This is a genomic window from Puniceibacterium sp. IMCC21224, assembly GCF_001038505.1.
Lineage (GTDB): Bacteria > Pseudomonadota > Alphaproteobacteria > Rhodobacterales > Rhodobacteraceae > Puniceibacterium.
Genome location: NZ_LDPY01000001.1, coordinates 1,176,221 through 1,186,561, shown reverse-complemented (window position 1 = coordinate 1,186,561; position 10,341 = coordinate 1,176,221). Strand labels below are relative to the sequence as shown.

Annotated in this window: 8 protein-coding genes and 1 tRNA gene; 7 read left to right on the top strand and 2 right to left on the bottom strand. The window is 59.7% G+C overall.

The features are described 5' to 3' along the window. Window positions 1-206 precede the first annotated feature (206 nt). Window positions 207-3,200, top strand: coding sequence for a serine hydrolase (locus IMCC21224_RS05530; protein WP_197089167.1), 2,994 nt, complete (start codon window positions 207-209; stop codon window positions 3,198-3,200). A gap of 24 nt (window positions 3,201-3,224) precedes the next feature. On the opposite strand, the gene IMCC21224_RS05525 is transcribed toward IMCC21224_RS05530, so the two are convergent. Further along, the gene (locus IMCC21224_RS05525) at window positions 3,225-3,875 is read right to left on the bottom strand and encodes a GntR family transcriptional regulator (protein ID WP_047996889.1); all 651 of its coding nucleotides are present in this window, start codon (window positions 3,873-3,875) and stop codon (window positions 3,225-3,227) included. Window positions 3,876-3,906: 31 nt separating this feature from the next. Beyond that, a complete protein-coding gene (locus IMCC21224_RS05520; protein WP_047994502.1) occupies window positions 3,907-4,599 on the bottom strand; it encodes a M48 family metallopeptidase in 693 nt (230 codons plus the stop codon). A 106-nt stretch (window positions 4,600-4,705) separates the two neighbouring features. Here IMCC21224_RS05520 and IMCC21224_RS05515 point away from each other — a divergent pair, with 106 nt between their 5' ends. The 6 genes from IMCC21224_RS05515 to IMCC21224_RS05485 all read left to right on the top strand — a co-directional run bounded on the left by IMCC21224_RS05515 (window position 4,706) and on the right by IMCC21224_RS05485 (window position 10,325). Beyond that, complete coding sequence (locus tag IMCC21224_RS05515) at window positions 4,706-5,026, top strand: TIGR02300 family protein (protein WP_047994501.1); 321 nt, start codon at window positions 4,706-4,708, stop codon at window positions 5,024-5,026. Between the two features lie 127 nt (window positions 5,027-5,153). Continuing rightward, a tRNA-Ala gene (locus tag IMCC21224_RS05510) sits at window positions 5,154-5,229 on the top strand. 266 nt (window positions 5,230-5,495) lie between these two features. Further along, a complete protein-coding gene (locus tag IMCC21224_RS05505; RefSeq protein WP_047994500.1) occupies window positions 5,496-5,846 on the top strand; it encodes a hypothetical protein in 351 nt (116 codons plus the stop codon). A 49-nt stretch (window positions 5,847-5,895) separates the two neighbouring features. Then, window positions 5,896-6,998, top strand: a protein-coding gene (locus tag IMCC21224_RS05495; RefSeq protein ID WP_156178069.1) for an IS3 family transposase whose coding sequence is annotated in 2 segments (ribosomal slippage) — window positions 5,896-6,157 and window positions 6,157-6,998 — 1,104 coding nt in all. Because the reading frame shifts where the segments join, the coding sequence is not laid out codon by codon here. A 292-nt stretch (window positions 6,999-7,290) separates the two neighbouring features. After that, window positions 7,291-8,844: a murein biosynthesis integral membrane protein MurJ gene (gene murJ, locus IMCC21224_RS05490; RefSeq protein WP_047994499.1), complete on the top strand. Its 1,554-nt coding sequence runs from the start codon at window positions 7,291-7,293 to the stop codon at window positions 8,842-8,844. Beyond that, on the top strand, window positions 8,841-10,325 hold the full coding sequence (locus IMCC21224_RS05485) for a phospholipase D family protein (protein WP_047994498.1): 1,485 nt from the start codon (window positions 8,841-8,843) through the stop codon (window positions 10,323-10,325). The genes murJ and IMCC21224_RS05485 overlap by 4 nt, the downstream gene beginning before the upstream one ends. Window positions 10,326-10,341: the final 16 nt, after the last annotated feature.

The following is a 10,341-nucleotide window of genomic DNA, read 5'->3' as shown; positions in this document are numbered from 1 at the left end:
AATCTAGCGGTGTGACGCTAGGACAATTCTGAAAAACGGTAAACACTCAACTTGGTCTGTAAGGAAATATATGTTAGAAAACAACATTCTGTTTTGAGGAATCAGGTTTTATGCGCAAAGTGAACAACAACCGCACGACGTTAATCATTTGTTTAATATTATCACCTTACGCTGCGTCATCGCAAAATTCACCTGCTCTGACCGAATTGCTGGACATCGCTCACGAATCGACTGTTGGCGCATACGGATTCTATGGGTCAACTGCTGCAATTCAGTTTGGTGACGGCACCCGATGGACCGACGCCACAGGGGTCACCGGACCGACCTCTGCTTCGCAGGGCGGTCGCGCGCTAGTTGTGGACGACAGGTTTCACATCGGCAGTCAAACCAAGACGTATACCGGCACTGTCGTGCTGCAATTTGTCGATGATGGCGTTGTCAGCCTCGATGACACCCTCCAACACTGGTACGAATTGCAACCCGACGCAACCTCAGCGCTGTCGGTGATGTCACAAAGCCTGCGCGAGACCCTGACCATACACGATTTGCTGTCGATGCGCACCGGGGTTGCAGAATATTTGGCCGGTCCTGATCCGATCCATCCCGGCCAGACAGTGCTGGACGTCTGGAACGCCAACGACGGCGACTATGATCTGACCCGGCAGGAACTGCTAACCGCAAGCCTTGCTCAAGCGCCAACCATGACACCCGGCGACCAGAACACATTTGAATATTCGAACGCGAACTTCATGCTTGCCGGGATCATTGCCGAGGCGGCAAGTTGTCAGGCTGGAAACTGCCGCGACATCGGCACGCTGATCACAGACGAGGTGATTACGCCGCTGAACCTGACCAACACGCTATACCCCATAGGCATCGAGTGGGGGACCGACCAGCACACCAACGGCACGTGGGACCAATACGGCACGCTCAGCGACTTTACCGATACGACGCCATCGGTGCCAAACTCTGCCGGCGCAATGATCTCGAACATAGAGGACCAGCTGAACTGGCTGGTCGAAGTGAGCACCAATGCCCAAGGCACGCTGGACCCTGCCGTCTTTGCGGAACGCCTGGTCAACACCACGGACATGAACGGCATGATCGGCACGATCAAAGGTGGCTACGGTCTGGGCATCTACGGGCAGCACAGCACTGAAACCGGCGCATTCATGCTGGGCCACGGCGGCGAGCTGAGCGGCTATCAGACGTTGATGTTCCACTATCCCGGCGACACCACTACACCACTGGATGACCTCTTTATCGTCAGCGATCTTAACACGTTTCTGAACCTGCCGTCCGACCGGGATTTTCTGCCATCAGATATCAACAGCGTTTACTACGACCTGCAAAAAACCGTGTTTCTGTATAACGCCTATCAGGACAATCCGGGCGGATGCACCTCTGACGCGACAGGAACCACTTGCACCGCCACCACTGTTGCAGACACAACGATGACAGTCAGCGACGCCTTTACCATCCAGCCCTCGGGGCAGCGCTGGATTGAGACAGACGTTGGATTTGACGCGGCCGTGCCGACATATGTTTACTACGGCAACAATGGCGTTGGCGTGACCGCAACCGATACGACCATCACAGTCGAAGCTGACGGTATCATCGAAGGCTATGGCAACGAACTGACCCTGTTGCAACTGGGCGGCAACAGCAACACCGTCGATGTGTTCGGCGAGGTTGAGGCCACCGGAGCCAGCGCCGTGGCGATCGACGCCAGTTCGAGTTCGGACGATACGATCAATGTCGCGGCAACTGGCAATATCGCCGGCGACATCCTGGCCACCGGCGGAAGTGACGCGGTACATATCAACGGGGCCGTGCTGGGCGACATCAGCTTGGGCAGCGCCGCGCGTCTGGACGGTGTTGGCATGGTGATGGGAATGGTCGATGGCACAGGTACCACAGCCCCCGGAATGCCGGGCGGCACCACTGCTTCCTCGATGACCGTTTCGCGGTTTGAACCGACCGGCGGCATGCTTGAAATCAACGTGTTTGGCAACGCAGGCACTGCAAATATCCTTTTGGTCGACGAACAAAAGTCCGAGGGCTTTGCCGTCTCTCACACAGGGATCGCAGTTCTGGACAACAGCACGCTTCGCCTGACGGGTACGCCGCTGAGCGGCGATATTCAGACTCCGATCCTGACAGCGGTCAACGGCCTGACCGGCACATTTTCACAGATCGACGATACCGCTGGGGTGCTTGACGCGTCATCCGGTCGCCTGCAGTACAATCTGGTCTACACCACCAACAGCGTTCTACTGACCAGCACCAGCCCGGCGGCCTTTGATGCCGTGGCAGCCGGCAGCTACAACGACAGCCTCTCGGTTCTGGATCAGGCACTGAGCCAGTCCGAGGGTATGGCACGCAACACCCCGTCCCGCCCCTTTGGATTCGCCCGCGGGCTGGGGTCCTTTGCCTCGTATGACAAAGAGGATGGCGTCGCCGGGTTTGATATCGGCACCAGCGGGTTGATGGGGGGGATCGGCGGGCCGCTTGGATCTGGCGGCTACTACGCGCTGTCCGTGGCTCAGACCCAATCCAGCGCCAGCGTCAGTGATGGCGGCGCGACCCAGGATATCGACAACCTATCCGCGGGGTTTAGCGTCGGGTTCGGGGTTGGCGCGCTCGACGTCTCGGCGTCGGTGTTCTACGGCAAAGCAGATGTCGATTACAGCCGCGAGACTGGCGCGGGCACCGCCCATGGCAGCACCGACCAACAGCGCTGGAGCGCGATCGTCGGCGTCGGCCAGACCATCGAACACGGCAACTGGCGCCCAAGCTGGCGCTCGAGTCTGGCTTACTTCCATGTGAGCGAGGACGCCTTTACCGAATCCGCGTCGTCCGGCGTCGCGATGAGCTTTGATGAACGCAGCTATGAACGCCTGCGGCTTGGCCTGGGGGTCAAGGCGGAACGCCAGCCGCGCGATCTGACGCTGTCGCCCTGGGTCAGTGCCGATGTATTTTACCATGCCGACACAGACAGTTCCGACATTCGCTACCGCACCGCGGGCACCAGCGGATCACTAAAGGCACGGTCAGCCGAGGGGATCGAACTGCGCGTCGGTGCCGGTGCGTCCTACACTGCGGGTTCTGGCGCGATCTGGAGCGCGGGCATCACCGCAAGTGGTGGTGACCTCGCGACGACTGTCCGGCTCGATGCGCGATTAGGCTTGGATTTCTGAACCGATGTCGCGCCCCCCGCGCCGTCAGTTGATCAGCATACGCAGACCCTGCGTGACGTCCGACCGCACGGCGAGCCGCAGCCCCGGCTCGTCCCCCGCCTTGAGGGCCGCAATGATCAGTCGGTGAAACTGCGGCGCCTCGGTGCGACGCAGTCGATCGTAAAGCGCGCGCATGGTAGGGCCAAGTTGCAGCCAGACGGTTTCTGCCATGGCCAGCATCGCGGGCGCTTGGGAACGCAGGTACAAGGTTCGGTGAAATTCCAGATTGCCACGGATATAGCCCACCGCATCGCGGTTCGATACCGCCTGCAAAATGGTGCCATCGACGGCCTGCAACCGATCTATCAAGGCCATATGCGCCCTTGGCAGCGCCCGGCTGGCCAGCTCGACCTCGATCAAGGCACGTAGCGCCGCCAACTCCTCGATCCGCTCATTGCTCAGCTCCGGCGTCGAAACCCGCCCCGAGTTCGACATTGACAACGCGCCTTCGGCAACCAGCCGCTGCACCGCTTCGCGGGCGGGTGTCATCGACACCTCAAACGACCGACCGATGCCGCGCAGGGTCAGCGGTTCACCCGGAGCAATCTGTCCCAGCATGATCCGCGACCGCAGCCCGCGGTAGACCCGGTCATGGGCCGAAACGACGGCCTCTTGTGTACGTGGAACACTTCTCATGCGGCGCTTGTGATCACAAATTTCGACGGCGTCAATTGCCAAACCGGTAACGGTGCAAATCTGCACCATGGTTTCGCAGCCAAAGACGCGGTGTTTTCCAGTTGCCATAGAGTTGCGTGACCACGGCCCAGAAAGCAGGCGAATGGTTCATCTCGGCCAGATGCGCCACCTCATGCGCCGCGACATAGCGCAACACCTCTGGCGGGGCGAGAATCAGCCGCCACGAATACATCAACCCGCCATCGCTGGTACAGGATCCCCAGCGCGACCGGGTGTCACGCAGCGTCAGCCGCGTGTAGGGTCGCCCCAGTTCCGTTGCGTAAGCATCCGACGCCTGTGCGAGCCGGTCACGCGCCAGCGCCTTGAAATGCCCCAGCAGACGCGGCGCCACCCGCGCCGGATCACCAGGCACCAGAATCGCGCCGGGCTCTAGACGGATGCCGCGCCCCGGAACGCACTGGATCTGGCGCACATTCCCTTCGACCGGCACCATCGCGCCGCGCCCGACAGGCACGATTTCGGCTTGTTGCGCCAGGTTGCTGCGCAACCAGCCCTCTTTTTCATGCAGGAAAGCCAACGCCTGCGCCTGGGGCAAACGCTGCGGCAAGGTCAGCGTCACACGCCCGTCCAACTGCGACAATCGCAGGCTCAGCCGACGCGCGCGCGCCGATCGTCGCAAGATCACAGGAATCGGAGGGTTGCCGGGGAGCGTGAGATCGCCCATATACACCTATCAAGAGTTATGCGGCCAAAGCCTTTGACACCGGTTTAGTGTTATGGCAGTTGGCCCGGATCGTCCACATGGATCAAGAGAGCGAAGGGGACTTCCCATGCCCAAAGAAGAATGGGGCGTCAAGCGCGTCTGCCCGACGACCGGCAAACGGTTTTATGACCTGAACAAGAACCCGATCATCAGCCCCTACACGGGCGAGGTTGTCGAGGTTGATGTCAACAAACGCAGCATGATCGCGGCGGACGCGGCCGATGGCGCGACCCGCAAAGCCAAGGTTAAAGAGGACGAAGACGAAGACGTTCTCGACGAAGATGATGTGGATCTGGACGACGACGACGATGTTCTGGCGGATGACGACGACGATGACGAGAACGTCTCGCTCGACGATATCAAGGACGTTGCAACCGACGACGACTGAAGCATTGTTCCGGGGGGCTGATTTTTCCCTTGATCCCCCCCGTAGCTTTGCGTAACAGAGCGCGCACAGTGTCCTGAACGGGCACAGCGCTACGGCACTGGCAAAAAGATATCGTCAGTGCAGGAATGGGGCCTTAGCTCAGCTGGGAGAGCGCCTGCATGGCATGCAGGAGGTCAGGGGTTCGATCCCCCTAGGCTCCACCATTTCCTTCAAGATCAACGTCTTAGAGAAGATTTAGATAGGTGTGCCACACAGGTGAGGCACAGAGATGCATTTCGACTCATACCTTTCGCGCTCCCGACACGGCATTTTCTACTTCCGCTGGCCTATGCCAAAGCAACCAGCTACCACCAAGAGACACACAGTCCGGGTATCACTTCGGACACGCTGCCCAAAGTACGCTGGGTGCCTAGCCCGGTATCTCGCCTTGTGCAGTTCCTCACTACTCAGCAACGGAGTGCCGACCGAGATGCGGCATGATGAACTCCGAAAGCTGATACACGCGTATTTCACGGCAAGCCTCGCCAAAGCCACAGACCGGCTGGGCGCAGATGGCCCGAGGTCCGATTATCAGCGCGCACCGTATGAGAACTCTCTGGCGCTCGCTGAGGCGTCGTCAGAGGAATACTGGGGGATAATGCGCCCCGAGGGCACCGACGCCTTCCTGACCCAGTTCTGTGAGGCCAGTGGCATCCCTCAGGCCGAGGCAGACAGCCGCCCGGAACGGATCTTGCATGAATACCAAATCGCCTACCGGGATATGTTAAGGAGGCTGGAAAAGGTGGAGGTGCTCTGCCCCCTAAAAACTGGACCATTTTGAATTAGAGTTTCCGACTGCTACTTTCCTGGCTGGAAAAGGAGTGGACGCGATGAAAGCATCCAAATTCACGGACGCCCAAAAGGCGTTTATTGTTAAGCAAGGTAATGAGGGCACGACGGTTGCGGAGATTTGCCGCAAGTCCGGGATAAGTCCGGCGACGTATTTCAACTGGAAGAAAAAGTATGAGGGGCTGATGCCGTCAGAGATGCGCCGGTTGCGTGATCTGGAAGACGAGAACAACCGTTTGAAACGGATTGTCGCTGATCTGACGTTGGATCGTGAGATGTTGCAGGACGTTATCAAGCGAAAGCTCTAAGGCCGGATCGAAAGCGTGAGCTTGTCGATGGGATGCGGTCTGATTGGCGTGTGTCGATCCGAAAGGCATGTGGTGCTTTGCGGTTTGATTGCTCGACCTATCATTACAAATCCCGCCGCACCGATCCGGCCGCGTTGAAAAAGCGCATTAAGGAGATTTGTGAGACACGCGTTCGATATGGATATCGGCGCGTCCATTTTGTGTTGCAGCGTGAGGGTTGGCCAGTGAACGCTAAAAAAACATATCGTATTTACAAGGAGATGGGTCTTCAACTGCGCAACAAGACACCGAAACGTCGCGTGAAAGCGAAGCTGCGGGATGCTCGCACAGAAGCTGTGAAGAATAACGACGTCTGGGCAATGGATTTTGTGCATGATCAACTCGCCACAGGCCGCAAATTGCGCGTTTTGACCGTCGTCGATACGTTCTCGCGCTATGTGCCAATTCTAGACGTAAGGTTCAATTATCGCGGTGAGGATGTGGTTAAATCTCTTGATCTGGCTTGTGCCAAGATTGGGTATCCTAAGACCATTCGAGTCGATAATGGGCCGGAATTTATCTCTCGGGATCTGGATCTGTGGGCTTATCATCGGGGCGTGGTTTTGGATTTTAGCAGGCCAGGAAAACCGACAGACAACGCCTTCATCGAGGCCTTCAACGGTAAGTTTCGCCAGGAATGTTTGAACGCGCATTGGTTCTTGAGCCTTGCGGATGCGGCAGAAAAGGTGGAGACTTGGCGTAGATACTACAACGAAGAACGGCCCCACAGCGCGATCGGAAACAAGTCACCGATCATGCTCGTAAAATCAGAAGGTGAAACCAGCCCACCGATCTGACGAAAGCCGGAAATCTCTAGACCCAGGTGGTCCAAGGTTGGGGGCAAGTGCACTCGCTAAGGAGGGCTTGCCAGTTTTTATTCATCAACCTATCGATCCTATAGGGCACCCGACCGTCACGACACATACTATACCGCACGGTTTTTCCCGCATCAAACCCACCGCAAACCGGCAGGGTAGACCGAATCGAACGTGCTATGCCGACCAGCACGCCGCGCCTCTTTCCCCTTAAACGGCAATCCGCTAGATCTGCTCATCGTGTCACCAACGACGCCCGGAGCGGGAGCCCGAAATGAAGCCTATCCGCCTGATGTCAGGCATTCTCACGGTCGGGTTCTGGACCCTTGCCAGTCGCGTCCTTGGGGTTGCACGAGAAATCATAATCCTCGCGTTGATTGGGCCAGGTCCGGTCCTAGACGCCTTTGTCGCGGCCTTTCGCCTGCCCAACATGTTCCGCCGCTTCTTTGCCGAGGGGGCGTTTAACGCCGCCTTTGTGCCGATGTTTTCGAAAAAGTACGAAGCTGGTGACGATCCGATAAAATTTGCCCGCGATGCGATGAACGGGCTGAGCTTTGTACTGCTGATCCTGACCGCTCTGGCGCTGATCTTCATGCCGGCGCTGGTCTACGCCACGGCGGGTGGCTTTGCCGGGACTGACCGCTTCGATCTGACCGTTGGCTATGGGCGTATCGTGTTTCCCTATATTTTCTTTATCTCGCTGGCGGCGCTGTTCTCGGGCGCATTGAATGCGGCAGGACATTTCGCTGCTGCTGCAGCCGCGCCTGTCTTTCTTAATATCTTTGTGATCACCGCGATGGTTGCGGCATATTATGCCGGCGGCGACGTGGTGACTGCACTGGTCTGGATCGTACCGCTGGCCGGTGTCGCGCAGCTTGCGCTGGTCTCGTACGCTGCCGATCAGGCCGGAATCAGCCTGCGCCCCGGTCGTCCGCGCCTGACACCGGACATGAAGCGTCTGACACGTGTCGCCATTCCTGCTGCACTCGCGGGCGGGGTGATGCAGATCAACCTGCTTGTCGGTCAGCAAGTGGCGTCGAACTTCGAAAAGGCGGTTGGCTGGCTCTATGCTGCGGACCGATTGTATCAGTTGCCGCTGGGCGTTGTCGGGATCGCTGTCGGGATCGTGCTGCTGCCAGATCTGTCCCGCAGGCTCAAGGCCGGTGATGACACTGGCGGACAGGCCGCACTCAGCCGCGCGGGCGAGATTTCGCTGGCACTGACCATCCCCTGTGCCGTGGCACTGGTGGTGATTCCGCTGCCGATGGTGTCGGTCCTGTTCCAACGCGGTGCCACCAGTTCGGACGATGCCGCCGCCATCGCCATGGCTGTCGCTCTCTATGGCCTCGCCCTGCCGGCTTTCGTTCTCCAAAAGGTATTGCAGCCGCTGTTCTTTGCCCGTGAGGATACACGGACACCGTTTGTCTACGCAGTCTGGTCGATGCTGGTGAACGCAGGGCTGGCTATTGGTCTGGCCCCGGTTCTGGGCTGGGTTGCCCCGGCGATCGCTACCTCGGTCGCGGGCTGGGTCATGGTTGTCCTGCTGATCGTCGGCGGCCGCCGCCTGGGCCCCGTAGCGCGATTCGATGCGCGGTTCCGCCGCCGCCTGTGGCGTATTTGCCTGGCTTCTGCGCTGATGGGGGTCGGACTGCTGGCGACCACCCTTCTGCTGGGGCCGCTGCTGGTCGCACCGGGCTGGCGTTACCTTGCATTGCTGGTCCTGCTGATTGCGGGCGCTATAGTTTATGGCGCCGCCGGACAGGCGGTCGGCGCCTTCCGCCTATCCGAATTTAGCACAGCCCTCCGCAGGAGACCTCGCAAACCATGACGCTCACCCCCCTCATCACTGCCGCCGAGGGGTTTCCCGCCCTCGAACGGCTGGTCGCCAGCGCCCAGAAAGAACTGGTGCTGTCGTTCCGCATCATTGACCCGCACACCCGTTTGCGCGCGCCGGAACTGCGCGAACAGGGTCTCGCGACCTGGGGCGACTTGCTGGCAGATGCGGCCCGGCGCGGGGTTCGGCTGCGGCTGATTCTGGCGGATTTTGACCCGCTTTTTATGCCGGATCTGCACCGGTTGGCCTGGGCTTCTGCCAGCGGCTTTGCAGAAGCGGCGGACGGCGATGTGCAAATCCTCTGCGCGCGGCACGGCCAAAAGCTGGGGCGGGTCTGGCAACTGATCTTTGGTTCGATGATCCGCGAAAAGGTCGGCGAACTGGCGCAGGATGATCCGCAACGCCTGACCCCGGTGCAGCGCAAGATCAAAGACCAGCGCCCGACGCTGTATCCCGTGACGCTGCACCAGAAATGCGCTGTGGCCGATGGCCGCCTCTGCGTGATCGGCGGGCTGGACATCAACGAACGCCGTTTTGACGATGCCAGCCACGACCGCGCGCCCAATCAAACCTGGCATGACGTCAGCATGAAGGTCAGCGGCGATTTCGCGGGCACGTTGCGCGCGCATCTTGCCGACACCTGGAATGCCGCGCTTGAGGCCGGGGCAGCTTCGCTGGCTGGGCGGGCGCAGCCGATGGACAACAGCGCCATTCCGCAAAGCACGCCGGATCTGCGACTGGTGCGGACAGTGTCGCGGCCCAAACTGGGCGCACTTGCCTTTGGTCCGACATCACTGATCACCGACCACATCAAAACGCTGATTGCAACGATTGGAGCGGCGCGCCGTCATATCTATATCGAGACGCAGTTCCTGCGCTATCAGCCCATTGCCAAAGCGCTGGCCGACGCCGCGGCGAACGCGCCCGAGCTGCAGTTGGTCATCCTGCTTCCCGCTGCCGAAGACCGCGTGCTGTTCGAGGGCACCCGCAGTTGGGATGCCCGCCACGGGCACGCACTCCAGATGGCTGCGCTGGATCAACTTCAGACGGCGTATGGTGAACGTGTGGCCTTGGTCGCGCCGGGCCAGACAGCCGAAAAGAATCATGACGGCCCGCTGCTGTATGGGGCTGGGCCAATTTACATCCACTCCAAGGTGTTGTTGATCGACGATGAGGTCGGGCTGGTCGGGTCGGCCAACCTGAATGGTCGCTCGATGCTGTGGGATACCGAAGCATCGGTGCTGTTCCGCGACAGCGCTGTGGTTGCGGACTTGCGGCGACGTCTCGCCGGTATTTGGCTGGGACCGGACGCAGAGGGCGCGGACGTGACCCTGGCCGCGACCTGGAACCGCGCTGCCCGAGCCAACGCAGCCTTGTCAGTTGAAGCGCGAGAGGGCTTTGTCCTGCCGTTCCCGATGACGCCGGGGCGCCGGTTTGCCCGCCGCCTGCCAATCGTGCCGGACAATTTCTTTTAGGTGGCGGCCAGGGCTG

Coding starts and splice junctions, on each gene's coding strand:
- IMCC21224_RS05525 (WP_047996889.1), bottom strand. CDS start 3,875: ATGAGAAGTGTTCCACGTACACAAGAGGCCGTCGTTTCGGCCCATGAC.
- IMCC21224_RS05520 (WP_047994502.1), bottom strand. CDS start 4,599: ATGGGCGATCTCACGCTCCCCGGCAACCCTCCGATTCCTGTGATCTTG.
- IMCC21224_RS05515 (WP_047994501.1), top strand. CDS start 4,706: ATGCCCAAAGAAGAATGGGGCGTCAAGCGCGTCTGCCCGACGACCGGC.
- IMCC21224_RS05505 (WP_047994500.1), top strand. CDS start 5,496: ATGCGGCATGATGAACTCCGAAAGCTGATACACGCGTATTTCACGGCA.
- murJ (WP_047994499.1), top strand. CDS start 7,291: ATGAAGCCTATCCGCCTGATGTCAGGCATTCTCACGGTCGGGTTCTGG.
- IMCC21224_RS05485 (WP_047994498.1), top strand. CDS start 8,841: ATGACGCTCACCCCCCTCATCACTGCCGCCGAGGGGTTTCCCGCCCTC.